The 25,687-nt window shown below is 72.4% G+C and carries 17 protein-coding genes; 7 read left to right on the top strand and 10 right to left on the bottom strand.

Annotated features, from left to right (window positions below):
* The first annotated feature begins 56 nt into the window (after window positions 1-56).
* On the top strand, window positions 57-2,639 hold the full coding sequence (locus NP064_RS14535) for an ATP-dependent Clp protease ATP-binding subunit (protein WP_227570135.1): 2,583 nt from the start codon (window positions 57-59) through the stop codon (window positions 2,637-2,639).
* A 227-nt stretch (window positions 2,640-2,866) separates the two neighbouring features.
* Window positions 2,867-5,332 carry a glycosyl hydrolase family 95 catalytic domain-containing protein gene (locus NP064_RS14530; RefSeq protein WP_227570136.1) on the top strand — a complete coding sequence of 822 codons (2,466 nt, stop codon included), beginning with the start codon at window positions 2,867-2,869 and terminating at the stop codon, window positions 5,330-5,332.
* Window positions 5,333-5,336: 4 nt separating this feature from the next.
* Here NP064_RS14530 and NP064_RS14525 read toward each other — a convergent pair whose 3' ends face one another.
* Both NP064_RS14525 and arfA read right to left on the bottom strand, forming a co-directional pair.
* Complete coding sequence (locus NP064_RS14525; protein WP_227570137.1) at window positions 5,337-6,077, bottom strand: FadR/GntR family transcriptional regulator; 741 nt, start codon at window positions 6,075-6,077, stop codon at window positions 5,337-5,339.
* A gap of 110 nt (window positions 6,078-6,187) precedes the next feature.
* Complete coding sequence (gene arfA, locus NP064_RS14520) at window positions 6,188-7,726, bottom strand: arabinosylfuranosidase ArfA (protein WP_227570138.1); 1,539 nt, start codon at window positions 7,724-7,726, stop codon at window positions 6,188-6,190.
* 153 nt (window positions 7,727-7,879) lie between these two features.
* On the opposite strand from arfA, the gene NP064_RS14515 reads away from it, so the two are divergent.
* On the top strand, window positions 7,880-9,334 hold the full coding sequence (locus tag NP064_RS14515; RefSeq protein ID WP_227570139.1) for a Gfo/Idh/MocA family protein: 1,455 nt from the start codon (window positions 7,880-7,882) through the stop codon (window positions 9,332-9,334).
* On the opposite strand, the gene NP064_RS14510 is transcribed toward NP064_RS14515, so the two are convergent.
* The gene (locus NP064_RS14510; protein ID WP_227570140.1) at window positions 9,310-10,764 is read right to left on the bottom strand and encodes a sugar porter family MFS transporter; all 1,455 of its coding nucleotides are present in this window, start codon (window positions 10,762-10,764) and stop codon (window positions 9,310-9,312) included. The two genes, NP064_RS14515 and NP064_RS14510, sit on opposite strands and share 25 nt — an antisense overlap.
* A gap of 87 nt (window positions 10,765-10,851) precedes the next feature.
* Between NP064_RS14510 and NP064_RS14505 the strand changes: the two genes are divergently transcribed.
* The 3 genes from NP064_RS14505 to NP064_RS14495 all read left to right on the top strand — a co-directional run bounded on the left by NP064_RS14505 (window position 10,852) and on the right by NP064_RS14495 (window position 13,378).
* Window positions 10,852-11,499: a hypothetical protein gene (locus NP064_RS14505; protein WP_227570141.1), complete on the top strand. Its 648-nt coding sequence runs from the start codon at window positions 10,852-10,854 to the stop codon at window positions 11,497-11,499.
* A gap of 247 nt (window positions 11,500-11,746) precedes the next feature.
* Complete coding sequence (locus NP064_RS14500; RefSeq protein ID WP_227570142.1) at window positions 11,747-12,367, top strand: DUF47 domain-containing protein; 621 nt, start codon at window positions 11,747-11,749, stop codon at window positions 12,365-12,367.
* A 6-nt stretch (window positions 12,368-12,373) separates the two neighbouring features.
* Window positions 12,374-13,378 carry an inorganic phosphate transporter gene (locus NP064_RS14495; protein ID WP_227570143.1) on the top strand — a complete coding sequence of 335 codons (1,005 nt, stop codon included), beginning with the start codon at window positions 12,374-12,376 and terminating at the stop codon, window positions 13,376-13,378.
* A 36-nt stretch (window positions 13,379-13,414) separates the two neighbouring features.
* On the opposite strand, the gene NP064_RS14490 is transcribed toward NP064_RS14495, so the two are convergent.
* The 7 genes from NP064_RS14490 to NP064_RS14460 all read right to left on the bottom strand — a co-directional run bounded on the left by NP064_RS14490 (window position 13,415) and on the right by NP064_RS14460 (window position 24,116).
* Window positions 13,415-14,389 (bottom strand): NUDIX hydrolase, encoded by a 975-nt coding sequence (locus NP064_RS14490; protein WP_227570144.1) that lies wholly within the window; start codon window positions 14,387-14,389, stop codon window positions 13,415-13,417.
* Window positions 14,386-16,797 (bottom strand): RNA degradosome polyphosphate kinase, encoded by a 2,412-nt coding sequence (locus NP064_RS14485; protein ID WP_227570145.1) that lies wholly within the window; start codon window positions 16,795-16,797, stop codon window positions 14,386-14,388. The genes NP064_RS14490 and NP064_RS14485 overlap by 4 nt, the downstream gene beginning before the upstream one ends.
* A 4-nt stretch (window positions 16,798-16,801) precedes the next feature.
* Window positions 16,802-17,797 (bottom strand): mycothiol synthase, encoded by a 996-nt coding sequence (gene mshD / locus NP064_RS14480; RefSeq protein ID WP_227570146.1) that lies wholly within the window; start codon window positions 17,795-17,797, stop codon window positions 16,802-16,804.
* Window positions 17,798-17,984: 187 nt separating this feature from the next.
* Entirely contained in the window at window positions 17,985-19,370 is a 1,386-nt protein-coding gene (locus tag NP064_RS14475) for a cellulase family glycosylhydrolase (protein WP_227570159.1), read from the bottom strand.
* A 272-nt stretch (window positions 19,371-19,642) separates the two neighbouring features.
* Entirely contained in the window at window positions 19,643-21,085 is a 1,443-nt protein-coding gene (locus tag NP064_RS14470) for a DUF2079 domain-containing protein (protein WP_227570160.1), read from the bottom strand.
* A gap of 9 nt (window positions 21,086-21,094) precedes the next feature.
* The gene (gene acs, locus NP064_RS14465; protein WP_227570161.1) at window positions 21,095-23,218 is read right to left on the bottom strand and encodes an acetate--CoA ligase; all 2,124 of its coding nucleotides are present in this window, start codon (window positions 23,216-23,218) and stop codon (window positions 21,095-21,097) included.
* 58 nt (window positions 23,219-23,276) lie between these two features.
* Window positions 23,277-24,116, bottom strand: coding sequence for an ICP22 family protein (locus NP064_RS14460; RefSeq protein ID WP_227570162.1), 840 nt, complete (start codon window positions 24,114-24,116; stop codon window positions 23,277-23,279).
* Window positions 24,117-24,297: 181 nt separating this feature from the next.
* Here NP064_RS14460 and NP064_RS14455 point away from each other — a divergent pair, with 181 nt between their 5' ends.
* Complete coding sequence (locus NP064_RS14455) at window positions 24,298-25,686, top strand: L-lactate MFS transporter (protein ID WP_227570163.1); 1,389 nt, start codon at window positions 24,298-24,300, stop codon at window positions 25,684-25,686.
* Window position 25,687: the final 1 nt, after the last annotated feature.

Here is a 25,687-nt window from a genome sequence, read left to right as displayed (position 1 = left end):
GGGCCCGCGGCCCTGCCCGGGCAACCGACCAAGCACGTCGCTCGTGAGGAGTGCACATGTTCGAGAGATTCACGGACCGAGCCCGTCGCGTGGTCGTCCTCGCCCAAGAAGAGGCGCGGATGCTCAACCACAACTACATCGGCACCGAGCACATCCTCCTGGGCCTGATCCACGAGGGTGAGGGTGTCGCGGCCAAGGCCCTGGAGTCCCTCGGCATCTCGCTGGACGCCGTGCGCGCCCAGGTCCAGGAGATCATCGGCGAGGGGCAGCAGGCGCCGAGCGGGCACATCCCGTTCACGCCGCGGGCCAAGAAGGTCCTGGAGCTGAGCCTGCGCGAGGCGCTGCAGCTCGGCCACAACTACATCGGCACCGAGCACATCCTGCTCGGCCTCATCCGCGAGGGCGAGGGCGTCGCCGCCCAGGTGCTCAACAAGCTGGGCGCCGACCTGAACCGCGTGCGCCAGCAGGTCATCCAGCTGCTGTCCGGCTACCAGGGCAAGGAGCCGGTCGCCTCGGGCGGCCCGGCCGAGGGCCAGCCCTCGGGCTCTGCGGTGCTCGACCAGTTCGGTCGGAACCTCACGCAGGCCGCGCGCGACGGCAAGCTCGACCCGGTGATCGGGCGCGAGAAGGAGATCGAGCGGGTCATGCAGGTGCTGTCCCGCCGCACCAAGAACAACCCGGTGCTGATCGGCGAGCCCGGCGTCGGCAAGACGGCCGTCGTCGAGGGCCTCGCGCAGGACATCGTCCGCGGGGACGTGCCGGAGACGCTCAAGGACAAGCAGCTCTACACGCTGGACCTCGGCGCGCTCGTGGCCGGCTCCCGGTACCGCGGTGACTTCGAGGAGCGCCTGAAGAAGGTCCTCAAGGAGATCCGCACGCGCGGCGACATCATCCTGTTCATCGACGAGATCCACACCCTCGTCGGGGCGGGCGCCGCGGAGGGCGCGATCGACGCGGCCAGCATCCTCAAGCCGATGCTGGCGCGCGGCGAGCTGCAGACCATCGGCGCGACCACGCTCGACGAGTACCGCAAGTACGTCGAGAAGGACCCGGCCCTGGAGCGCCGCTTCCAGCCGATCCAGGTCTCCGAGCCGAACCTGCAGCACGCCATCGAGATCCTCAAGGGCCTGCGCGACCGCTACGAGGCGCACCACCGCGTGTCCATCACGGACGGGGCCCTGGTGGCCGCCGCGACGCTCGCGGACCGCTACGTCAACGACCGGTTCCTGCCCGACAAGGCCATCGACCTGGTCGACGAGGCGGGCGCGCGCCTGCGCATCCGCCGCATGACGGCTCCGCCGGAGCTGCGCGACCTCGACGAGCAGATCGCCGAGACGCGCCGCGACAAGGAGTCCGCGATCGACGAGCAGGACTTCGAGAAGGCCGCTCGCCTGCGCGACGCCGAGAAGCAGCTCGGGCTCAAGCGCATCGAGAAGGAGAAGGCCTGGAAGTCGGGCGACCTCGATGCCGTGGCCGAGGTGGACGAGGAGCTCATCGCCGAGGTGCTGGCGATCGCGACCGGCATCCCGGTGTTCAAGCTGACCGAGGCCGAGTCCAGCCGCCTGCTCAAGATGGAGGACGAGCTGCACAAGCGGGTCGTCGGCCAGGAGGCGGCCATCAAGGCGCTGTCCCAGGCCATCCGCCGCACGCGTGCGGGCCTCAAGGACCCGAAGCGCCCCGGTGGGTCGTTCATCTTCGCGGGGCCCACGGGCGTCGGGAAGACGGAGCTGGCCAAGGCGCTCGCCGAGTTCCTGTTCGGGGACGAGGACGCGCTGATCCAGCTCGACATGTCGGAGTTCTCGGAGAAGCACACCGTCTCGCGGCTGTTCGGCTCGCCCCCCGGCTACGTCGGGTACGACGAGGGCGGCCAGCTCACCGAGAAGGTGCGCCGCAAGCCGTTCTCGGTCGTCCTGTTCGACGAGGTCGAGAAGGCCCACGCCGACATCTTCAACTCGCTGCTGCAGATCCTCGAGGACGGTCGCCTGACCGACTCGCAGGGCCGGGTGGTCGACTTCAAGAACACCGTGATCATCATGACCACGAACCTCGGCACGCGGGACATCGCCAAGGGCCTGCAGACCGGCTTCCAGGCCGGCGGCGACCTGTCGACGTCCTACGACCGGATGAAGGCGAAGGTCAACGACGAGCTGAAGCAGCACTTCCGCCCGGAGTTCCTGAACCGTGTCGACGACGTCGTGGTGTTCCCGCAGCTCTCGCAGCCAGAGATCTTCGCGATCGTCGACCTGATGATCGCCAAGCTCGACGCCCGCATGCGGGACAAGGACATGTCGATCGAGATCACCGACGCCGCGAAGAAGCTCCTCTCGGAGAAGGGCTACGACCCGGTGCTCGGCGCCCGTCCGCTGCGTCGCGCGATCCAGCGCGACATCGAGGACCAGCTCTCCGAGAAGATCCTGTTCGGGGAGATCAAGTCCGGCCAGAAGGTGATCGTGGACGCGGAGGGCGAGGGCATCCTCGGCGAGTTCACGTTCAAGGGCGTCGCCAACGACTCGCTGTCGAAGGAGCCCGCGCACGTGGGCGCCGTCGGCACGCCGGGCTCGGGCACGGACCTGCCGCCGGCCGCGCCGGCCACCGGCTCGGCTGACGCCGGGACGGGCCCGCTGCCCAAGCAGGCCTGAGCCACCAGCACCACCCCCTCGACCCGGGACCGCACGTCGGTCCCGGGTCGAGGCATGTCTGGGCGCACCCCGCCCGATCTCGCCGCGGAGATGGCGCCTCCGACGCGTTCCCGCAGGACGGCGGCCGATCTTCCTGACAGGATCGGACCTTTCGGTCAGGTGCACGACGGCGGTCCGCGACGTGGGGGACCTGGCCGTCTGGCCGGCCCGAGCGAAGGGGGACCAGGGTGCGCATACACGACGACCGACCCGCCGATCTGTGGACCGACGCATTGCCGCTGGGCAACGGGCGGCTCGGGGCCATGTGCTTCGGCGGGGTCCGCCGCGACCGGTTCCAGGTGAACGACGACACCTGCTGGTCCGGGTCGCCGGCGACCGCCTCCGGTCGGCCGCTGCTGGCGCCCGGGGAGGGGCCGGAGGTGGTGCGGGCCGCGCGGGACGCCCTCGCCGAGGGGGACGTGCGTCGCGCCGAGGAGCTGGTGCGGCGACTGCAGCACGGTCATGCGCAGGCGTACCAGCCGCTCGTGGACCTGGTCGTGGAGCAGCCGGGCCGCCCGGAGGACGAGGTTCCGCCCGGCTACCGGCGGTGGCTCGACCTGGGCGAGGCGGTCGCGGGCCATCGGTTCGGCGAGGAGGGCGAGCGCACCACGCAGGAGGCGTTCGTCAGCGCGCCCGCCGGCGTGCTGGTGGTGCACCGTGCCTCAGAGGTGCCCGTCGACCTGCTGGTGCGCGTCACCTCCCCGCATCCGGTGCAGCTGGCGCCTGGCGACGTGGACCTGTGGGCCGGGACGGTGCGCATGCCCTCGCACGTCCACCCGCCGCACGAGGACGCCCCGGAGCCGGTGGTCTACGACGACAGCCCGGGCGTCGCGATCACGGCCGCCGTGGTGATGCGGGTCGTCACGGACGGCACGCTGCGGGTGCGGGACGACGGCCTGACCGTCCACGGCGCCCGGGAGGTGACGGTGCTGCTCACCTCGGTCACGGACTACGCCGGGGCGATGCGCCCGCCGCACGGGGACGTCGGGCAGCTGCTCCGTCGGGCCCGGGGCGCCGTCGCGGCGGCGGCCGAGCGGCCTGTCGGGGCGCTGCGCGCCGAGCATGTCGCCGACCACGCGGCGCTGTTCGACCGGGTGGAGCTCGACCTGGGCGGGAACTCGGGTCATGACGCGTTGACCACCGACTCCCGTGTCGCGCGGCACGCCGTCATGGGTGGGGATCCCGCCCTCGCCGCGCTGCTGTTCCAGTACGGGCGGTACCTGATGATCGCGGGCTCCCGGCCCGGGACGATGCCCCTGACCCTGCAGGGCATCTGGAACCAGGACGTGCGCCCGGCGTGGAGCTCCGCGTACACCACCAACATCAACCTGGAGATGGCGTACTGGCCCGCGGGGCCCGCGAACCTGGCGGAGTGCGCCGAGCCGCTGCTGGCCTGGCTGCCGGGGGTCGCGGCCTCGGGGACCACGACCGCCCGCGAGCTGTACGGCGCCCGCGGCTGGGCCGCGCACCACAACTCGGACGCGTGGGCGTTCACGCTGCCGGCGGGGGAGGGCGACGGGGACCCGTCCTGGACGGCGTGGCCGCTGGGCGGCGCGTGGCTCGTCCAGCACGTGTGGGACCACTACGAGTACACCGGTGACGCGGCCGCCCTCGAGCGGGCCTGGCCGCTGCTCCACGGCGCCGCCCGGTTCTGCCTGGACTGGCTCGTCGAGCAGCCGGACGGGTCCCTGGGCACGTCGCCCGCCACGAGCCCGGAGAACCACTTCGTGGCCGAGGACGGCGCCCCGGCGGCGGTGTCGACCTCCACGACCTCCGACCTGGCGCTCGTGCGCGGGACGCTCGCCTGCACCCTCGCGGCGCTGGGCGTGCTGGAGGACAGGGTCGACCACCTGGACCCGGACACCGAGGAGCCCGTGGACGTGGACGCGTGGCGGGCCGAGGTCGTCGCCGCCCTGGACCGGCTGCCGGCGGAGCGGGTCGGCCCCGACGGGCGCCTCGCCGAGTGGTCGCAGGACCTCGTCGACGCGGAGCCCGAGCACCGCCATACCTCGCACCTGATCGGCGTGCACCCCGGAGGGTGGGTGCACCCGGAGAGCACCCCCGAGCTGGCCCGTGCCGCCGCGGCGACCCTCGACGCCCGGGGCCCCCGGTCCACCGGCTGGGCCCTCGCCTGGCGGCTCGCCCTGCGGGCCCGACTGCAGGACGGCGTCGGCGCGGAGGCGCTCGTGCACGCGCTGCTGGCCCCGGCGGGCGACGGGGCCGGGGTGTACCGGAACCTGTTCAGCGCCCACCCGCCGTTCCAGGTGGACGGCAACCTCGGGTTCACGGCCGGCGTGGTCGAGCTGCTCGTGCAGGGGCACCGGGTGGTCGACGGGATCCGCGAGGTCCACCTGCTGCCGGCCCTCCCTCCGGGGTGGCGCGACGGGTCGGCCCGCGGCCTGCGGGTGCGCGGCGGGATCACGGTCGACCTGTCCTGGGCTGAGGGCGAGCTCGTCGAGGCGGTCCTCACCCTCGACGAGCGGCGGGACGCGCGCGACGCGGACGCGCCCGACCTGGAGGAGGCGGAGGACCCGGCGGACGTGGCCGCGGTCGCGCTGCGCTGCGGGAGCCTGCGGCTGGGGCTCGAGCTGCGCCGGGGCGCCCCGGCTGTCGTGGCGGCGGCGCTGGTCGGGGAGGCGGTCCCGGCCGGCTAGCGCGTCATCCGCCCTGCGAGGGGTGCCCCGTCCCCCCGGCCCCGGTGGACCCGGCGGAGTGGACGAAGTCCTCCACCCCGATCAGGTGCATGGCCATGCGCAGGCGCGCGCGGTCGGGGTCGCCCGCGGCGAGGGCGTCGAGGATCGCCTCGTGCTCGCTGTGGGTGCGGCGGACCACGTCGTCGTCCGTGCGGCTGCGCCACAGCCGGGCCCGCACGGTGCGGCTCGCGAGCGTCTCCACGAGCGCGGCGAGCACCGGGTTGCCCGCCGCTGTGGCGATGGCGCGGTGGAAGGCGATGTCGGTCTCGAGCAGGCGCTCGTGGTCCAAGGGCTCCTCGTGCAGCGCGCCGGCGGCCGTGTCGAGCAGGCGGCGAGCCTCGGCGAGCCCGCTCTCGTCGATCGAGCGGGCCGCGAGCGCCGCCGCCTCGGTCTCCAGCAGCCGGCGGACCGCGTGGAAGGACTCGGCGTCGCTCTCGCCGTGCAGGTCGATCACGAAGCCCATCGGCGCGAGGAGCCGCTCGGGGTCCAGGCTCGTGACGTACGTGCCGTCGCCCTGCCGCGTGTCGAGCACGCCGAGGATCGACAGCGCGCGCACGCCCTCCCGCAGGGAGCCGCGGGACACCCCGAGCTCCGCGGCCAGCTCCTTCTCGACGGGGAGCCGGTCGCCGGGCCGCAGCCGGCCGTCGAGGATCATGCGCTTGACGCCGTCGACGACCTCGTCGGTGCGGGACATGGGACGGGACATAGGCACGAGTGTGCCGCAGCGGGGGAGCCGCCATCCGTCGATGGGCGTCGCGATCCGCCGCCCGGACCACCCGGTGGACGCCGATCGGGCGACGTCCACCGGGGCGGTGGTCAGCGGCGGGCGGTCCCGTGGTAGGCCGTCCAGGACTCCGGCGCGAGGGTCAGCGTGGTGCGGGCGCCGTCCTGGCCCGCGTCGGGCGCGGCCACGGAGGACAGGCACCGGTCGATCACGCGGGCGGCGTGCTCGGGTCCGGGCACGGCCGGCTCGTGGTCGGCCACGAGCTGGACGCCTCCGGTGAGCGCGAGGGTGAGGCCGGGGTGGGCGATGTCCACCTCGACCGGCTCGGAGGAGCGGTTCACGAGGAACAGGGCCACGTCGCCGTCGCCGTCCGCGCCCTGGTCCCACGTGGCGGCGGCGGTGACGATCGGGACGTCGCCGTGCTGCCGGGTGCTCGTGGTGGGGGCGGTGACGCGCAGGTCGAGCGCCGCGCCGCGGGCCAGCCGGGCGGTCTCGGCGAACGGGTGGAAGGTCGGCTGGCGCCAGGACGCCCCGCCGGGCTCGGTCATGATCGGGGCGATGACGTTGACGAGCTGCGCCAGGCACGCGACGGGGATCCGGTCGGCGTGGTTGAGCAGCGTGACCAGCAGGTCGCCCACGACGACGGCGTCGAGCCCGGAGTAGACGTCCTCGATGATGCGCGGAGCGTCGCGCTGCAGCGGCAGGTTCTTCTCGCCGGGGAACCGGCTGGCGAGGTACCAGACGTTCCACTCGTCGAACGAGATGGTGATCTGCTTGTCGGAGCGGCGCTCGGCCCCGACCGCGTCGGCGGAGGCCACGACCCGGCGGATGAAGCGGTCCATCGCCGTGCCGGAGCCCAGGAAGCTCGCGCGGTCGCCGTCGAGCTCCTCGTAGTACGCGTGCATCGACAGGTGGTCGACGATGTCGTAGGTGTGCTCCAGGACGGTGCGCTCCCACGAGCCGAAGGTGTCCATCTGCATCGACGAGGACCCGCACACCACCAGCTCGATGCTGGGGTCCACGAGCTTCATGGCCTTCCCGGCCTCGGCGGCGAGCCGCCCGTAGGACTCGGCATCCTTGTGCCCGATCTGCCACGGGCCGTCCATCTCGTTGCCGAGGCACCACAGCCGCACGCCGTAGGGCTTCACACGGCCGTTCGCGATGCGCAGGTCGGCCCAGCGGCTGCCCGCCTCGCCGTTGCAGTACTCGACGAGCGCTGCGGCCGCGGCGACGCCCCGGGTGCCGAGGTTCACGGCCATCATCGGCTCGATGCCCTCGCGCTCGGCCCACTGCAGGAACTCGTCGGTGCCGATGTCGTTGGGCTCGATGGTGCGCCATGCCAGGTCGATGAACGGCTTGCGCTCGGACCGGGGGCCGACGCCGTCCTCCCAGACGTAGTTCGAGACGAAGTTGCCGCCGGGGTAGCGGACCACGCTCACCCCGAGCTCGCGGGTGAGGTCGGCGACGTCGCGACGGAAGCCGTGCTCGTCGGCGGTGGCATGGCCCGGCTCGTAGATCCCGGTGTAGACGGCCCTGCCGAGGTGCTCGACGAAGGATCCGAACAGACGGCGGTCGATCTCCCCGACCTGGAAGTCGGGGTGCAGCACGACCTGGGCGCGCGGGTGGGGCATCAGTTCTCCTGAGTGACTCGTGTCGGCGTCATCGCCAACTCTTCCAACGTTGTAGAGCCTAGATGCCGCCCCACGCGCGGACTAGTGTGACGTGCACGGAACGCGCTTTCCCAATGGAGCGGCGCATCGCGCCGAGAGAACGCTGAGGACACCATGCCGTCGTCGTCGCCCGCATCGGCCAGCACCGCCCACCACCCCGCCGCGGACCTCGGGTCCCCGCCCCCCGCCACTCCGGCGCGCCGACGGCACGCCGTGGTCGGCGCGGGGCACCGCTCCCAGATGTACATCGACGCCATCGTCGGGGAGCACGCAGACCTGGCCGAGCTCGTCGCCTGGTGCGAGCCGAACCCCGCCCGCGCGGCGTACTACGACACGCGCATCGGCGCCGAGCTGCCCCGCTACCAGCCCGACGCGCTCGAGCAGATGATCGCCGAGCAGCACGTCGACCGGGTGGTCATCGCCACCCCGGACCACACCCACGCCGAGCTCGTCGCCCGGGCCCTCGACGCGGGGGCCGACGTCGTCCTGGAGAAGCCGCTCACCATCGACGCCGCCGGCTGCCGCCGCATCAGCGACGCCGTCGCCCGCACTGGCCGCGATGTGGTCATGACCTTCAACTACCGCTACTCGCCACGGAACTCGGCCCTGCGCGAGGTCATCGTGAGCGGCGCCATCGGCGACGTCACCAGCGTGCACTTCGAATGGGCCCTCGACACCGTGCACGGCGCCGACTACTTCCGCCGGTGGCACCGGGACAAGTCGAAGTCCGGCGGCCTGCTGGTGCACAAGTCCAGCCACCACTTCGACCTGGTGAACTGGTGGCTCGGCGACGTGCCCACCCGAGTCTTCGCCTCCGGCGGGCTCCGGTTCTACGGCGACGACAACGCCCGCGCCCGGTCGATGGGGCCACGGCCCGCACGCGGCACCGGCGCCACCGGCGACCCGTTCTCGCTGGACCTGCGGGCCGACCCCCGCCTGGCGGCGCTCTACCTGGACGCCGAGGAGCACGACGGGTACCTGCGCGATCAAGACGTCTTCGGCCCGGGCATCACCATCGAGGACAACATGGCGGTGCTCGTGGACTACGCCCGGGGCGCCACTCTCGCCTACTCGCTCAACGCGCACAGCCCCTGGGAGGGCTACCGCGTCACGGTGAACGGCACGGCCGGCCGCGCCGAGCTCGAGGTCGTCGAGCGGGGCGCCGTGCAGCCCGACGCCGAGGGCAACGCGGTGCTGGACCCGAGCGCGACGCCCGACGTCGTCGAGGAGGGCCCGCGCCCGCACGGCGAGCGGCTGCTGGTGCAACGACACTGGTCCCGGGCCCACGAGCACCCGATCCCGCGGGGGACCGGGAGCCACGGGGGCGGCGACGCCATCCTGCTCGCCGACGTGTTCCGCGGGGCGCAGGACGACCCGCTGGGCCGGGCCGCGGGCTACCTGGACGGGGTGCGGGCCGCCGCGGTCGGCATCGCCGCGAACCAGTCGATGGCTAGCGGGCTCCCCGTGCTGCTCGCCGACGTCGACTTCGGCGTCGAGCTGCACGCCACCGCTGGTCAGACGGCCGCTGGTCAGACGGCCGCTGGTCAGACGGCGCGAGGCTTGCGCTGACGCGTCGCGCCCGTCATGTCCTCGAGCTCGACGCCCTTGGTCTCCGGCACCTTCCAGAACACGAAGAAGAAGGACAGCGCCGCGAACACCGCGTACATCAGGTACGGACCCGTCGCGCCGAACGCGTCGAGCATCGGCGGGAACGACACGGTGATGAGGAAGTTGGCGATCCACTGGCACGCGGCCGCGACGCCCAGGGCCGCCGCGCGGATACGGTTCGGGAACATCTCCCCGAGCAGCACCCAGACGAGCGGGCCCCACGAGGCGCCGAAGAAGACCACGAACAGGTTCGCCGAGACGAGCGCGATCGGGCCCCACGCGCCGGGCAGGGTGACGTCGTCCGCGGGCCCCACGGACTGGGTGAACGCCAGCGCCATGATGCCCAGCGTGACCGCCATGCCCAACGACCCGGTCATGAGGATGGGCCGGCGTCCCACCTTGTCGATCAGCGCGATGGCGATGAACGTCACGACCACGTTCGTGACCGAGGTGATGACGGAGACGATGAAGGAGTCGGACTCGTCGAAGCCGACCGCCTGCCACAGCGTCGTGGAGTAGTAGAAGATCACGTTGATGCCGACGAACTGCTGGAAGACGGACAGCAGGATGCCCACCCACACGATGGGCATCAGCCCCAAGGTCGAGCCGCGCAACGACGCCTGGTTGGCCAGGGCCTTGTCGGACTCGATGGTCTTCTCGATGTCCCGCACGCGGGCACGGGGGTCCTCGTCGGGGCCGAGCACCCGGGAGAGCACCCGGACCGCCTCCTCCTGGCGGCCCTCGGCCACCAGGTAGCGCGGCGACTCCGGGATGCGGAGCGCGAGGATGCCGTACACCGCGGCCGGGATGACGGCCACGAGGAACATCCACCGCCATGCCGCCAGGCCGAACAGGCTCGGCTCGTTGGCGCCGCCCGAGAGGTTCGCGAACAGCGCGTCGGAGAGCAGTGCTGCGAAGATGCCGAGGGTGATCGCGAGCTGCTGCAGCGAGCCCAGCCGCCCGCGCATCGCGGCGGGCGCGATCTCGGCGATGTACGCGGGCGCGATCACCGACGCGATGCCGATGCCCAGTCCGCCGACGATGCGCCAGATGATCAGGTCCCACACCGAGAACGCGAAGCCCGAGCCCAGCGAGGACACGAAGAAGAGGATCGCGCCGAGCAGCATGACGCGCGGCCGGCCCCAGCGGTCGGCGAGCCGGCCACCGGCCCACGCGCCGACCGCGCAGCCCAGCAGCGCCACCGCCACCGAGAAGCCAGTCAGGGTGGCGCTCAGCTCGAAGGTGTCCTCGATCGCGTCGACGGCCCCGTTGATGACCGAGCTGTCGAAGCCGAACAGGAACCCGCCGACGGCGGCCGCCACGGCGAGCGCGACGGCCTTGTTGTGATCAGGGTGACGCTCCTGTGCCGGACCCGTTGCGGACTGCGCCATGGTTCGCCTCCAGTGACCCGTGCCTCGTCCGAACGAGCGCTCCACCCGGGGGTGTGCACCGACATCGGCCTCGTTGACAATGTAACGATGAGCACCTCAGACGGCGCGGCGAGACGTCCGCGACGACCTGCCCGGCTGGACCAGCAGCAGGCCGAGGACCTGCCCGGCGGCATCGACCCCGCGGTCAGGTCCGAGGTCGCGCACACCACCGCGGGCGCCATCGTCCGGCAGGGGCGCACGGGCGCCGACGACCCCGAGTTGGTCGAGCGTCTAGTCCGCCTCGTCGAGGCCGAGGGCTTGGACGTGGTGGCCGCGATGTGGGCCGACAGTCCGTCGGCGACCCTGCCGGGAGCCCTGTGGCGGCTGTACGTGCTGCGCGAGTGGGTGCGGCGCGATCCGCGGACCGTCGCCGAGCGGTACCGCCTGGGCCTGGACGCGGCGCCCGTGCACGACGCCGTGGCCGGGGTCGCGAGCCCTCCCGGGCCCGACGAGGTGCGCGAAGTTGCCGACGCAGTCCTGTCCGGGGTGTACGCGGGCGACCTCGCGGTGGCCCTGGAGCGCGGCGCGGCTTTCTGCCGGGTGCTCGCCACAGGCGCCGCCTTCGACGCCGACTACCTCGAGGCGACCGACGACACGGCGGCTCGCCGGCTCACCCGTGGCGCGTCCTCGCTGGTCAGAACGGCTGAAGAGCTCGAGGAGGCGGCATCGCTCTGGCGGGCTGAGAAGCTCGACTGAGACGTCGTCGAACCCTGAGGCGCCGGGCGTATCATTTTGTCGACGTCGGATCGCGGTAGCCCCGGGCTCCACACAATGCCGCCTCGAGCGGCCTTCGCGCCGACAGGCGCTCTGCGGTCCGGCGTCGCCCTCGAATTGCCCCGTCCAACCCCCGACACCATGCACGTCCGGACATGCGGTGTGTGCGACGCCCGTCGTACCTGCTCTAACCTGTGCCCGACCTGCATCCCCCCCATCGGAGCCTGCCGTGCGCCTGCGCCTGACCCCGCGCGATACCTCGTTCTTCGACCTCCTGGCCGCCTCGGCAGCGCACCTCGTGACGGGCGCCAACCTGCTCGCCGAGCTGATCGGCGCCGAGCGCCCCGCCCGCAAGGCGATCGCCAAGCAGCTGGTCGAGGTGGAGCACCTCGCCGACGACGCGACCCACACGATCATGCGTCGCCTCAACCAGACCTTCGTCACCCCGTTCGACCGGGATGACATCTACGGCCTCGCCTCGGCGCTGGACGACTGCATGGACTTCATGGAGGAGGCCGCCGACCTCATCGTGCTCTACAAGCTCGAGGAGCTCCCGGCACGGGTCGCCGACCAGGTCCAGGTGCTGCAGCGGGCCGCCGAGCTGACGGCCGACGCGATGCCGCGCCTGCGCTCGATGGAGGACCTCGCCGACTACTGGGTCGAGGTCAACCGCCTGGAGAACCAGGCCGACAAGACGCACCGCAAGCTGCTCGCGCAGCTCTTCGACGAGATCTCCGACCCGATCCTCCTGATGAAGCTCAAGGAGGTCGTGGAGAAGCTCGAGGACGCCGCTGACGCGTTCGAGAAGGTGGCGAACACCGTCGAGACCATCGCGCTCAAGGAGTCCTGAGCCCCGGTGGAACTCGCACTTGTCATCCTCGTCGTCGCGCTCGCACTCGGCTTCGACTACACGAACGGCTTCCACGACGCGGCGAACGCCATCGCCACCTCGGTCTCGACCCGCGCCCTGACGCCCCGCGCGGCGCTGATCATGGCCGCGGTGATGAACTTCGCCGGGGCGCTGCTCGGCACGGAGGTGGCCGAGACCATCGCCACCTCGATCGTCGACCTGCAGGACGCCTCACCGCACTCCGCCCTCGTGGTGGTGCTCTGCGCGTTGGTCGGCGCCATCACGTGGAACCTCATCACGTGGTGGTTCGGCCTGCCGTCGTCCTCCACGCACGCCCTCATCGGCGGCCTGGTCGGCGCCGGGCTCGCCGGCGGACTGGGCATCTACGGCAGCGCGATCGTCGACAAGGTCGTCCTGCCGATGATCATCTCGCCGGTGGTCGGCTTCGGGCTCGCGTTCTTCGTGATGGTCGGCCTGCTGTGGCTCATCCGCAACGCTTCCCCCTCGCGCACCACGCGCCGGTTCCGCCTCGCTCAGACCGCCTCGGCCGCCGCGATGGCGCTGGGCCACGGCCTGCAGGACGCGCAGAAGACCATGGGCGTGATCTACCTGGCGCTGCTGACCGTCGGCTGGGCCGCCCCGGGCGAGGGGATCCCGCTGTGGGTCAAGCTCGCAGCGGCCGCGGCGATCTCCGCGGGCACCTACTCCGGCGGCTGGCGCATCATGCGCACGCTCGGGCGCAAGATCATCGAGCTGGACCCGGCGCGCGGCTTCGTCGCCGAGTCGGTCTCGGCGGTCGTGCTCTACGTGAACGCCTTCGTCCTGCACGCGCCGGTCTCCACGACGCACACGATCACCTCGGCGATCATGGGCGTCGGGGCCACCAAGCGGCTGTCGGCCGTGCGCTGGGGCGTCGCCAAGAACATCGGGCTCGCCTGGGTGCTGACCATCCCGGCGGCGGCGCTGGTCGCGGCCGTCTTCTTCTGGATGCTGAACCCGCTGCTCTCCTGAGCGCCCCGCACCGCACCACCGCCTGCCCGCGAGCCGTCAATCGGCCGCGGGCAGGTGTCGTTCTGCGGCGACCACCCGCGGGCCCTTCACCGTGAGGGCCACGTGCGCGACGAGCACCTCGCCGGGCGCCAGGAACGGGTCGGCGGTCGGCAGGGTGTCGGCCACCTTGCGGCGCGAGTGGCCGCTGAGCACGTCGAGCACGGTGGGGAGCACCGGCCGGTGGGTGCACAGCACCGAGTCCGCACGGCTCGTCAGCAGGTCCTCCACCTCGGCGGCGACCTGGCTCGGCGAGCTCTGGTGCGAGGCCTCGGTGAGCCGCTCGTTGACCACCGGCTCGCCCGCGATAGCGGCCAGGTACGGGGCGACGGTCTCCTGGCAGCGGGCCCACTGGCTGGTCACCACCTGGGTCACCCCGAAGGCGGAGAGCACCGGGACAAGGGCCTTCGCCTGCCGCCGGCCCAGCGGGGTGAGCGGGCGCAGCGCCTCCTCGCCGTCCCAGGCGGCCCTGCGCACGGCCTTGCCGTGCCGGGCGACCACCAAGGCTCGGGTGTCGAGGCGGCCCTTGGCGAACGCGTCGACGAGCGCCACCAGCGGCTCAAGGTCGTCGGGCCGGGTCAGCTTCTTCTCCGCCGTGGACACGTCCATCCAGCGCAGCGTGTCGATCTCGTCGGTGGAGGCAGGCGGCACCGGGGGGCGGGCCAGCAGTGCGGGCGCGTCCGGCCGCCCGGCGACCTGCGCGGCCCAGTAGTGCGCGTGCTTGCGGCGGCCGTCGCCCAGCCGGTAGCGCACGCTGGGCAGGCGCATGCCCAGGACCACGTCATGGCCGGTCTCCTCCGCGACCTCGCGGGTGGCGGCCGCGACCAGCGACTCGCCAGGCTCGAGCTTTCCCTTGGGCCAGGACCAGTCCTTGTAGCGGGGCCGGTGCACCAGCACCACCTGCAACCTGCCCTGGCGCACGCGCCACACGAGCGCGCCAGCGGACTGGACGACGGGCGGGTGGGCTGGGCTCACCGGGCCGCGCCGTGACGACGACGCTGACGGCGGATGAGCGAGGCCTGCAGATCCTGCAGCGGGGAGCCGTCGGGAGCGGTCGAGTGCCGCGTCCAGGAGCCGTCGGAGGCCAGGTGCCAGCTCGACGTGCCCGGGTCCACGGACTCGTCGATCAGCCCCACCAGCTCGGCGGTCTGGTCGGGATCGGTGATGCGGACCAGCGCCTCGACCCTGCGGTCGAGGTTGCGGTGCATCAGGTCGGCCGAGCCGATGAACACCTCGGGCCCCGGCTCCGTGGACTGGCCCGTGCCGGTCATCACGCCCCCGCTGGCGGCGAACGCGAAGATGCGCGAGTGCTCGAGGAACCTGCCGAGGATCGAGCGGACCTGGATCGTCTCGCTCAGCCCTGGCGCGCCGGGCCGCAGCGCGCAGATGCCGCGCACCACGAGGTCGATCGGCACGCCGGCCTGCGAGGCGCGGTACAGGGCGTCGATCACCGCCTCGTCGACCATCGAGTTGACCTTGATCTTGATCCACGCGGGGCGGCCCTCGCGGGCGGCCTCGGCCTCGCGGTCGATGCGCTCGATGAGGCCGGTGCGCACCGAGCGCGGGGCGACGAGCAGCCGGTGGAAACGGGACTTCGGCGCGTAGCCCGACAGCTGGTTGAACAGCCGGGTCAGGTCCTGGCCGACATCGGGATCGCAGGTGAGCAGGCCCAGGTCGGTGTAGATGCGGGCCGTCTTCGGGTTGTAGTTGCCCGTCCCGATGTGGCAGTACCGGCGCAGCCCGTCGGCCTCCTGGCGCACCACGAGCGACAGCTTGCAGTGCGTCTTGAGGCCCACGATCCCGTAGACCACGTGCACGCCCGCCTGCTCGAGCTTGCGCGCCCACGAGATGTTGGCCTGCTCGTCGAACCGGGCCTTGATCTCCACCAGGGCGAGCACCTGCTTGCCGGCCTCGGCCGCGTCGATCAGGGCGTCCACGATGGGCGAGTCGCCGGACGTGCGGTACAGGGTCTGCTTGATGGCCAGCACCTGTGGGTCTGCCGCCGCCTGCTGCAGGAACGTCTGCACCGACGTGGAGAACGAGTCGTACGGGTGGTGCAGCAGGATGTCGCGCACCCGGATGGCCGCGAACACGTCGGTGGGCGTGGCGCTCTCCACCTCGGCGAGGTGCCGGTGGGTCGAGGGCACGAAGTGCGGGTACTGCAGGTCCGGGCGATCCAGGTCGGCGATCAGGTTGAGGCCGGTGTGGTCCAGGGGGGCGGGCACCTGGTACACCTCCTCCTCCACGACGCCGAGCTCGCGGACCAGCAGCTGGCGGATGCGCGGGCTGATGCCGTCGGCGAGCTCGAGGCGCACCGGGGGGCCGAAGCGGCGCCGCAGCAGCTCCTTCTCCATCGCCTGCAGCAGGTTCTCCGCGTCGTCTTCCTCGACCTCGACGTCCTCGTTGCGGGTCACCCGGAAGGTGTGGTGCTCGACGATGTCCATGCCCGGGAAGAGCTGGTCGAGGTGCTGGGAGATGACGTCCTCCAGCGGCACGAAGGACGTGGGCCCCGTCTCGAGGGTGCCCGCCTGGGTGCTCGGCGCGCTCGGGCGGCCGCGGGCGTCGACGGCGATGTACCGGGGGAGCAGCGGCGGCACCTTGACCCGGGCGAAGTGCTCCTTGCCGGTCGCCGGGTTCGTCACCACCACCGCCAGGTTCAGCGACAGCCCCGAGATGTACGGGAAGGGGTGTGCCGGGTCCACGGCGAGGGGCGTCAGCACCGGGAAGATCTGCCGCCGGAAGAACTTGCGCAGGCGTTCCTGCTCGCCGTCGCCCAGGTCGTCCCAGCGCACGATGGTGATGCCCTCGGACGCGAGGGCGGGCTGGACGTCCTCCGCGAAGACGCGGGCGTGCCGGGCGACCAGCTCGTGGGCGCGCACGCTGATGGCCTCGAGCACCTGCCGAGGGCTGAGCCCCGACGCAGCCGTGACCGCCAGGCCCGTGGCGATGCGCCGCTTCAGACCTGCGACGCGCACCATGAAGAACTCGTCCAGGTTCGAGGCGAAGATCGCCAGGTACCGCACCCGCTCCAGCAGCGGCTGCTCCGGGTCCTCCGCGAGCTCGAGCACCCGCTGGTTGAAGGCCAGCCAGCTCAGCTCCCGGTCCAGGAATCTGCCGGGCGGCAGCGGCGCCGAGGCGCCCGTGGGGCGCTGCCCGGCCTCGTCCTCGGCGATGTGCTCCGCGATGTGCGCGGCCAGCTCCGGGGGAAGGGTCCGCACCGCACGGGGCGCCTCGTCCCCGCCGGCCGGGGCGCTGACCGGGTCCGGCGTGGCGTGCACGGCGGACGGGCCCTCGGGCGCGACCAGGGAGACGGCGTCGCCGCGGGACGCTCGGGAGCCGCGGGACGAGCCGCGGCCGGACCTCGGGGTGGTGTCGTCGGTCATATGTTCATCGTGTCACTGACGGCGTGCTCGGGGCAGGCGTCCCGTACATCACGTCCAGGCTGGAGCGTGTGAAGCCCGCCCGCGCGTAGGTGCGGATCGCACGCTCGTTGTGGCCCGAGGTGTACAGCTCGGCGGTGTGCAGGCCGCGGTCTCGCAGCGCCTCGACCGCCAGCGCGGTCAGGGCGCCGCCCAGCCCCAGCCCTTGCGCGTCGGGGTCGATGCCGAGCACGTAGATCTCCCCGACGCCCGGCTCGGCGACCTTGGTCCACATCGACCCCAGCAGGCGCCCGTCGCGCTCCGCCAGCCAGAAGCCCGCGGCGTCGAACCACGGCTCGGCCTCGCGGGCCAGCAGGTCAGTCCGTGTCAGGCGGCCCTGCGTCGGGTGATCGGCGAAGGCGCGCGCGTTCAGGCGGACCCAGGCGTCCTCGTCCTGGGCGGGGACGAACTCGCGCACCGTGACGCCAGCAGGCAGCGTGACCCCCGCCGGGAGTGCGCCGCCGCTGTTCCGCGTCGCGGGGCCGGGGCGGGGCTCCTCGGCCTGCTCGGCGCCCGCGGCGGCGCGGCCCCGGGCGAGGGGCATCCGCATCTGCCACAGCTCCCGGACCGGCTCCATGCCGACGGCCTCCGCCAGCGCCCGGGCCGCGGGCAGGTCGCCGTGCGCCCAGGCGTCGAGCCGCCCGGCTCGCTCCGCGGCGACGGCCTGCGCGTGCTCGACGAGCGATCGCCCGACGCCCTGGCGTCGTGCGGCGGGATCGACCGCGATCTCGGCCGTGGCGCCCTCGGGGGCGCGCAGGTCGAGCTGCGCGTAGCCCAGGAGGGCGCCGTCGGGCCCCTGCGCGAGCAGATGGACGGCGGGAGCGGCCGCGTCGGACAGCCACAGCAGCGGCTGCTCGGACAAGGGCGGCACCCCGTCGACCTCGTGGGCGCGCGCCGCGAGTGAGCGCACGGCCTGGGCCACGGGGGCCGCGAGAGGGTCCCGAACTGTGCGGATGTCCACCATCGGCCCATCCCACCACAGCCGCTCGTGCCCGTGCTGCCGCGACGCCCTGCCGGACCACGACCGCGCGGGACGGCATGAGACAGGGCCCGCGGAGCGTGGTGGAGCCCCAGGGGGTTGGGCTCCACCACGCCTGCGGGCCCTGTCTCGGTGATCGCCGCGAGATCCGTGCGGCGATCAGATCAGGGAGTCAGCTCGCGGTGCAGCCGACCGGCACGATCCCGGTCGGGGCCGCGCCGGAGCCGATGAACCCGTAGGCCGCCGATCCGTTGGCGTCGAGCAGGCCGTTCCAGGCGGCATTCCGCACCGTCGTCACCCCGCCCGCCGTGGTCGCCACGCCGTTCCAGGCCTGGGCCACGCTCGAGCCCGACGGGAGGGTGAAGGACGTGGACCAGCCGCTCAGCATGGCTGGGCCGGCCGTGACGGTGACGGCGCCCTGGAAGCCGCCCGGCCAGGAGTTCTGCACGACGAGCGTCGCGGCGCAGGCGCGCCCAGTCGGCGGCGGGGTGGTCGGCGGCGGCGTGGTGGGCGGGGGAGTCGTCGGTGGGGGAGTCGTGGGCGGCGGGCTGGTCGGGTTGACGCCGTACACCGTGGCCTGCCGGGAGGTGGCGGCGATGCCGTTGGCGCCGTTGATGAGCCGCTGGCCCCACGGGCTCAACCGCTTCGGGTCGAAGCCGGTGACGAGGTCCAGGTACTCCACGCCGCCGCCGTTGCCCGACCATGACCAGCCGTAGTAGCCGATGCCCAGGCGCTGCGCCTCGGACATGATCGTGTCCTCGTCGACGTCTCCGTCCGAGTGGTCGAAGCCGAACTCGCCGATGACGAGGGGCAGCCGGGCGTCGGTGAACGCCTTGAGGTACGACGTGATGGTCGAGGCCTGGCCGTACACGCCGTACATGTGCACCGAGAACAGCGTGTTCGCGTCCGGGTCGGCGGCGAAGACGGTCGCCGCGTTGTCCCGCATGATGCCGCGCCAGTCCTGGCCCCAGTTCGGCGCGTCGACCACGATGTTGTGCTTGAAGCCGGCGGCCCGCAGGCGCTTGATCGCGGCGGAGGTGTCGGACGCCCACCCCGCGTTGACCGACTCGCTGTTGCCGTAGGGCTCGTTGCCGATGTTGAGCTGGACGTAGTCCTCCTGGCCCTCGATCGCCGACTTGACGCTGACCCAGTAGTCCACGGCCTGGTCGAGCGTGATCGCGGCGCCCTCCTCCCCGTAGCCGGTGGTGTCGTGCACCTCGAGCATGCAGACGAGCTTGTTGGCCTTGCACCGGCTGACGACGTCGGCCACATCGGCGGCGTCGTTCTTGGTCCACCGGTCGCCGCTGGACAGGACCACGCGCACAGCGTTGGCGCCCGCCGCCTTGATGTCGGCGAAGGCGCCGGTCTGGCCGGCGTACCAGGTGTGGGCGTGGCTCACGCCGCGGGCCACGAAGGGTGTGCCGTTCCGCTCGACGAGCCTGCCGTCCTCGATGTGCAGGCCGACCGGGGTCGCGGCGTTGGCCGCGGTGATCCCGCCCAGCGCCAGTGCGGTCGCAGCCACGAAGGCTCCGGCCAGCACGGAGAGTCGCGTTCTCATGGCGTCCTCGTTCCGGGGGCCGCTCGAGAGGGGGCCGGCGGTCCACGTCCTCGGGGGCGGCTCTTCGTCGAGGCGCGGTGGTGGTCCACCGTCGGCGGTCCGCTGCGCAGCAGTGCGCCGGGGACTTTCTTCGGCCACAGAATTATCAGAGGAATCGGACGCGCCCCATGGCGCGAAACGCTTCACCCTCGGCGCTGGGAAGGCGGTCGTCAGACAGCGCGCGGGGCGATCGAGGGCATGGTGGTGGGGCAGGCGGACGGCTGAGCACTCCGCTAGTGGTGGCGCTCGGCGAGCTGGAAGCCGCCCTGGTCGTGGACCAGCCAGTAGTTGACGCCGGGATGCAGCTGCTCGGCGTACGCCGCCGCGTCCGGCGGCGCCGGGGTCCAACCGCCGCCCTGGGCGTCGATCAGCACGTAGTCGGGCGCGGGGTTGCCCGCCGCGCCCACGAAGTAGACCTGTCGGTCGTCCACGAGGTACGACATCAGGCCCACGTCCGTCGCGACGACCACGTCCTCGGGCACCTTCCCGAGCACTGCCCGCGCCTCCGCCGCGCGGGGCGGCGACTGGTAGAACGCGGCGTGGGACAGCTGGTTGAGGGCGAGCCGGGGCGTCAGCATCACCGCGACGGTGACTGCCACCGGGACCGCCATCACGCTGTACCGCCGCAGCCAGCGCCGGGGCGAGACCCGGGCTCGCCGGATCCCGTCGATCAGTGCCGCGAACGCGATGGGCATCAGCACGGCGCTGTAGTGCCAGGTGTGCGCCCAGTACCCCTCGTAGTCGGCGAGGAAACGCCAGGCGATCGTGGGGGCCGCCACCAGGAGGATCGGCGACCGCAGCCCGATCAGGCCCGTCACCGCGACGAGCATCGCCAACGTGGCGACCTTGTCCCTGTCGTCGACCAGCGCCAACGCCGCCAACCACGGCTGGGAGGCGAACGCCCCGACGTCGACCCTGCTGCCGTAGTCCCACTGGTCGCGGGTGCTCAGCGCGGGGATGAGCACGTAGGTCGTGAGGATGAACCATCCGAGGCCCCATCCCAGGAGCAGCACGCCGACCGGCCGCCGGCTGCGCCAGGCCAGGACCGCGCCCAGCATGGCGACCGTGAGCCCCAGGTCCTCCTTGACCAGCACCAGCGGGGCCGCCCACAGCGCGCACGCCAGCCAGCGTCGGCGCAGCAGAGCCACGAGCGCCACGGCGAGCAGCGGCATCGCGAAGGCGATCTCGTGGAACTGGGCGGCCATCGCCCCGACCACCCCGAAGCTCACCGCGTAGGCGCCCCCGATCGCCACGCCAGCGGCCGGCTCGAGCCGGCGGGCCGCCTCCCGGGCGATCACGAGCACCGACGCGGCGAGGAGGAGCCCTTGGACCACCAGCAGGGTCAGCGCGCTGGGGAACACCGCGTACACCGGGCCGAGCAGGACGAGCAACGGGTGGAAGTGGTCGCCGAGCAGGTTGAAGCCCTCGCCCTTGATCGTGACGATCGGCGCCTCCAGGCCCGCGTACCGCTGCGCGAGCTGGGTGAAGATGCCCAGGTCCCACGACAGGGACTCGAAGCGGCGCCACTGGGACCACGAGAACCCGATATAGAGAGCCCCGGCCGCCGCCGCCACGACCCACGGCCCGCGAGCCACCCGCCGCCAGGACGGCTGGCTCGCGCCATCGCCGTCCTGGAGCGGGTGGGCCTCGCTGGGCGCGCCGGAGGACTCCAGCACCGCCACAGATCAGGCTTCAGGCGGCGGAGTGCTCAGGCCTGCGGTGATGAGGTCCATCACGGACGCGTCCGCGAGCGTCGTCGCGTCGCCGACTGTGCGGTGCTCGGCGACGTCGCGCAGAAGGCGGCGCATGATCTTGCCCGACCGGGTCTTCGGCAGCTCCTGCACCACCAGGATCGTGCGGGGCTTGGCGATCGGCCCGATCTCCTTGGCGACGTGCGCCCGCAGCTCGGTGGCGACCTCCTCGGCGCTGCGATCCTGCGCCGCGTCACCGCGCAGGATCACGAAGGCGACGACCGCCTGGCCCGTCGTGTCGTCGGCCGCGCCCACCACCGCCGCCTCGGCGACCGTCGGATGCGAGACCAGCGCGGACTCGATCTCGGTGGTGGAGAGCCGGTGGCCGGAGACGTTCATGACGTCGTCCACCCGGCCCAGCAGCCAGATGTCCCCGTCGTCGTCCTTCTTGGCGCCGTCTCCCGCGAAGTACACCCCGGGGAACCGCGACCAGTACGTGTCCCGGTACCGCTCCGGGTCGCCCCAGATGCCGCGCAGCATGGCAGGCCATGGCTCGGTGAGCACCAGGTACCCGCCCGAGCCGTTCGGCACCGGCTCCGCGGCGTCGTCGAAGACGTCCGCCGAGATGCCCGGCAGCGGGACCTGGGCCGATCCAGGCTTCGTCGTGGTGCAGCCCGGCAGCGGCGAGATCATGATCGCGCCCGTCTCGGTCTGCCACCAGGTGTCCACGATGGGCGTGCGGTCACCGCCGATGACCCGGCGGTACCACATCCACGCCTCGGGGTTGATGGGCTCGCCCACCGACCCGAGCACCCGCAGCGACGACAGGTCGCGCGCGCCGGGGATCGCGTCGCCCCACTTCATGCAGGTGCGGATCGCCGTGGGCGCCGTGTACAGGATCGAGACCTTGTACTTCTCGACGATGTCCCACCAGCGGCCCCGGTCCGGGGTGTCCGGCGTGCCCTCGTAGATCACCTGCGTGGCGCCGTTCACCAGCGGCCCGTAGACCACGTAGGTGTGCCCGGTGACCCAGCCGATGTCGGCCGTGCACCAGTACACGTCCTGCTCGGGCTTCAGGTCGAAGACGTTGAGGTGCGTGTACGCGGCCTGTGTCAGGTACCCGCCGGTGGTGTGGAAGATGCCCTTGGGCTTCCCCGTGGTGCCGGACGTGTACAGGATGAACAGCGGGTGCTCGGCCTCGACGTCCACTGGCGTGTGCTCGGCGCTCGCGGACCCGACGGCCTCGTGCCACCACACGTCCCGGCCCTCGGTCCAGGCGACGTCCTGCCCGGTGCGGCGCACCACCAGCACGTGCTCGACGCTCGCCGATCCCTTCGCCAGCGCGTCGTCCACCGCGGGCTTCAGCGCGGAGGCCGCGCCCTTGCGGTACCCGCCGTCGGCGGTGATGACGAGCTTGGCCTGGGCGTCCTCGATCCGGGAGTGCAGCGCCTCCGCGGAGAACCCGCCGAACACCACCGAGTGCGGGGCGCCGATCCGCGCGCACGCCAGCATCGCGACGACGGCCTCGGGGATCAGCGGCATGTAGATCGCGACCCGGTCGCCCGTCTCGACGCCGAGGGCGAGCAGCGCGTTCGCCGCCTGCGAGACCTCGCGCTGCAGGTCCGCGTACGTGACCGTGCGGGTGTCGCCCGGCTCGCCCTCGAAGTGCAGCGCCACCCGGTCGCCGTTGCCGGCCTCGACGTGGCGGTCCACCGCGTTGTACGTCGCGTTCAGCCGCCCGTCGGCGAACCACCGTGCCACCGGCGCGCCGGACCAGTCGAGCACCTCCTCGAACGGCGTGGACCAGGACACCAGGTCGCGGGCCTGGTCCCGCCAGAAGTCCAGCCGGTCGGCGTTGGCCCAGGCGTACAGCTCGGGGTGCGCGTTCGCCTGAGCGGCGAAGTCTGGGTCCGGGGGGAATCGGCGGTCCTCGGTGAGGAGGTTCGCCAGGCCCGCGGAGGGGGCGTCAGCTGACGCGCCGTCGTGCGAGGCGGCGCCGGTGGGAGCCGTCCGAGGGCTCGGGTCCGAAGGCTCGGGGTGGGTGGGCTCGTCGACCTGGGTCACGGAAAATACCTCCTGCGCAACGACGTTGGTGCGGCGTGGGATTTCGAGTGCCATGTCGCACTCTAGGGGGGAGCGTCCCGGTTCGTCTGCTGGTCCGGACATCTGAGACGCGTCATGGCGTCCGCAGCCGCTCCCGCGCCACGCCCAGCGCCCGGCCTCGTCGACGGGCCACCACGAGCGCGCATCCGGCCGCGAGCAGCAGCACGCCGACCACGAACGTGACGCCCACAGTGCTGGCGATGACGCCGTAGATCACCGTGGTCCGGGACGCGTCGGTCGCCAGGAGGCGCAGCGTCTCGTCGCTGGCCGCGGAGGGGAAGTACAGGTAGAAGCCGCCGATGACGGTCAGCACCACCCCGCCGGTGATCGGCAGCGCCGCCGTCCACACGCCCAGGTAGGCGATCGTGGCGAACAGCAGCACAGCGAGGGTCACGAGCACGATGCCCACGCCGTTCGCCACCGTCGGGTCGTCGGAGCCCAGGATGCGCGACTGGCCGAGCAGCAGCAGGACCAACGCGAAGACCGAGAGCACCGCGCCGACCAGCACGCCGAGCAGGTGGCCCCCGAACCCGGCGCCGTGCGGCTCGTCCTCCGTGGGGTGCTCGGTGAGGGGCTCGGGCGCCGTCTGCTCGCGAGGGCTCGGCGCCGTCTGCTCGCGCGGGTTCGGCGTGCCGTGGTCGTGGGGGACCGGGGCGCTCGTGGCCGGGGGAGCGGCGGTGTCGTGGGCGACGGCCGGCCCGACCGCGTGCGTCGGGGTCGTGCCCCGCACCGCGCCGACCGGGCGGTCCGACGGCGCCCCGACCGGGCGGTCCGACGGCGGGTCCGACGCCGCGCCGACGTCCGGCGCGGCGCCCGCGTCGCGGGTCGCGGGCTCGTTCGACGAGAGGCGCCCGGTGGTGGGACGGCCAGGGGATTCCGGCGGGGTCGGGCGCTCCGGGTCGGAGGTGCTCATGGTGTGCTCCTTGGTCGGCCATGCGGGCGCCAGGTCACGGCGCAGCCGTCGCCACTCACCGTAGGGGGGAGGGTCATCTACCGCTCGTCGTGACCAAAGTCCCTGGTCAGAGCGTTGCGCGCTCCCAGAGGATGTCCGGAACCGGTCTGGTTGACCTGGCCTTCAACGTGGAAGGACATCGATGAACCTGCTCGACAGGAGCCGCACGGTGGCTCCCCCCGGCTTCAACCGGTGGCTCGTGCCGCCCGCTGCGCTTGCAGTGCATCTCTCGATTGGGCAGGTGTACGCGTTCAGCGTCTTCAAGAACCCGCTCATCGAGCGGTTCGGCTCGAGCCACACCTCCATCGCGGTGATCTTCTCGATCGCGATCGTGATGCTGGGGCTCTCCGCTGCGTTCGGCGGCAAGTGGATGGAACGGAACGGCCCTCGCAAGGCGATGGTGCTCTCGGCCGTGTTCTGGGTCAGCGGCTTCCTCGTCGCCGCCCTCGGCGTGTCCCTCGAGCAGCTGTGGGTCGTCTACCTCGGCTACGGATTCCTCGGCGGGATCGGGCTCGGCATCGGCTACATCTCGCCGGTGTCCACCCTCATCAAGTGGTTCCCCGACCGCCCAGGGCTGGCCACGGGCCTGGCGATCATGGGCTTCGGCGGAGGCGCGATGGTCGCCTCCCCGCTCACGGCCCGGCTGCTCGGCGCCTACGCGGACAACCCGGCCGACGCGATCGTGCCCACCCTGCTCACGCTGTCGGCCATCTACGCCGTCCTGATGGCCTGCGGCGCCATCGTCATCCGGGTTCCCGCGCCGGGCTGGAAGCCCGAGGGGTGGACGCCGCAGCCCAAGAAGAACTCGCTGCAGAGCCACGCCGACGTGCGGGTGGGCAACGCGGTGCGGACCCCGCAGTTCTACCTGCTGTGGATCGTGCTGTTCACGAACGTGACGGCCGGCATCGGCATCCTGGAGCAGGCGTCGCCGATGATCCAGGACTTCTTCCCGGCGGTGACCGCGGCCACGGCCGCGGGGTTCGTGGGCCTGCTGTCGCTGGCCAACATGGGCGGGCGCTTCGTGTGGTCGACCACCTCCGACGTGCTGGGCCGCAAGCGCATGTACGTGATCTACCTGGGGGTCGGCGCGCTGCTGTACGGCGGCCTCGCGGCCATCGGCGGCCAGGCCGTCGCGCTGTTCGTCGTCCTGACCTTCTTCATCGTCAGCTTCTACGGCGGCGGCTTCGCCACCATCCCGGCGTACCTCAAGGACCTGTTCGGCACCTTCGAGGTGGGCGCCATCCACGGCCGCCTGCTGACCGCGTGGTCGGCGGCCGGCATCGCGGGGCCGCTCATCGTCAACCGCATCGCCGACGCCCGGGCCGCCCAAGGGGTCGAGGGCGCCGCGCTCTACCTGCCGTCGCTGCTGGTCATGACGGGGGTGCTGGTGATCGGCTTCGTCGCCAACATCCTGGTCCGCGCCGTCAATCCGCGGCACCACGAGCCCACCGAGGCCGTGCCCGTCGAGTCCGAGTCGATCCAGCCCCAGTCCACCGAGCCCGAGCTCGCCGCCGCCACGAAGGAGTCATGAC

It is taken from the genome of Cellulomonas chengniuliangii (assembly GCF_024508335.1).
GTDB classification, from domain to species: Bacteria; Actinomycetota; Actinomycetes; order Actinomycetales; family Cellulomonadaceae; genus Cellulomonas_A; species Cellulomonas_A chengniuliangii.
Note: the sequence above shows the minus strand (reverse complement) of the source record. Positions and strands in the feature narration are given on the sequence as shown.

Bases quoted from the DNA above. Each gene is read 5' to 3' on its own strand.
- NP064_RS14535 (WP_227570135.1), top strand. From the start codon at position 57: ATGTTCGAGAGATTCACGGACCGAGCCCGTCGCGTGGTCGTCCTCGCC.
- mshD (WP_227570146.1), bottom strand. From the start codon at position 17,797: ATGGTGGACATCCGCACAGTTCGGGACCCTCTCGCGGCCCCCGTGGCC.
- NP064_RS14485 (WP_227570145.1), bottom strand. From the start codon at position 16,797: ATGACCGACGACACCACCCCGAGGTCCGGCCGCGGCTCGTCCCGCGGC.
- NP064_RS14510 (WP_227570140.1), bottom strand. From the start codon at position 10,764: ATGGCGCAGTCCGCAACGGGTCCGGCACAGGAGCGTCACCCTGATCAC.
- NP064_RS14505 (WP_227570141.1), top strand. From the start codon at position 10,852: ATGAGCACCTCAGACGGCGCGGCGAGACGTCCGCGACGACCTGCCCGG.
- NP064_RS14525 (WP_227570137.1), bottom strand. From the start codon at position 6,077: ATGTCCCGTCCCATGTCCCGCACCGACGAGGTCGTCGACGGCGTCAAG.
- NP064_RS14475 (WP_227570159.1), bottom strand. From the start codon at position 19,370: ATGAGAACGCGACTCTCCGTGCTGGCCGGAGCCTTCGTGGCTGCGACC.
- arfA (WP_227570138.1), bottom strand. From the start codon at position 7,726: ATGCCCCACCCGCGCGCCCAGGTCGTGCTGCACCCCGACTTCCAGGTC.
- NP064_RS14460 (WP_227570162.1), bottom strand. From the start codon at position 24,116: ATGAGCACCTCCGACCCGGAGCGCCCGACCCCGCCGGAATCCCCTGGC.
- NP064_RS14455 (WP_227570163.1), top strand. From the start codon at position 24,298: ATGAACCTGCTCGACAGGAGCCGCACGGTGGCTCCCCCCGGCTTCAAC.
- acs (WP_227570161.1), bottom strand. From the start codon at position 23,218: ATGGCACTCGAAATCCCACGCCGCACCAACGTCGTTGCGCAGGAGGTA.
- NP064_RS14515 (WP_227570139.1), top strand. From the start codon at position 7,880: ATGCCGTCGTCGTCGCCCGCATCGGCCAGCACCGCCCACCACCCCGCC.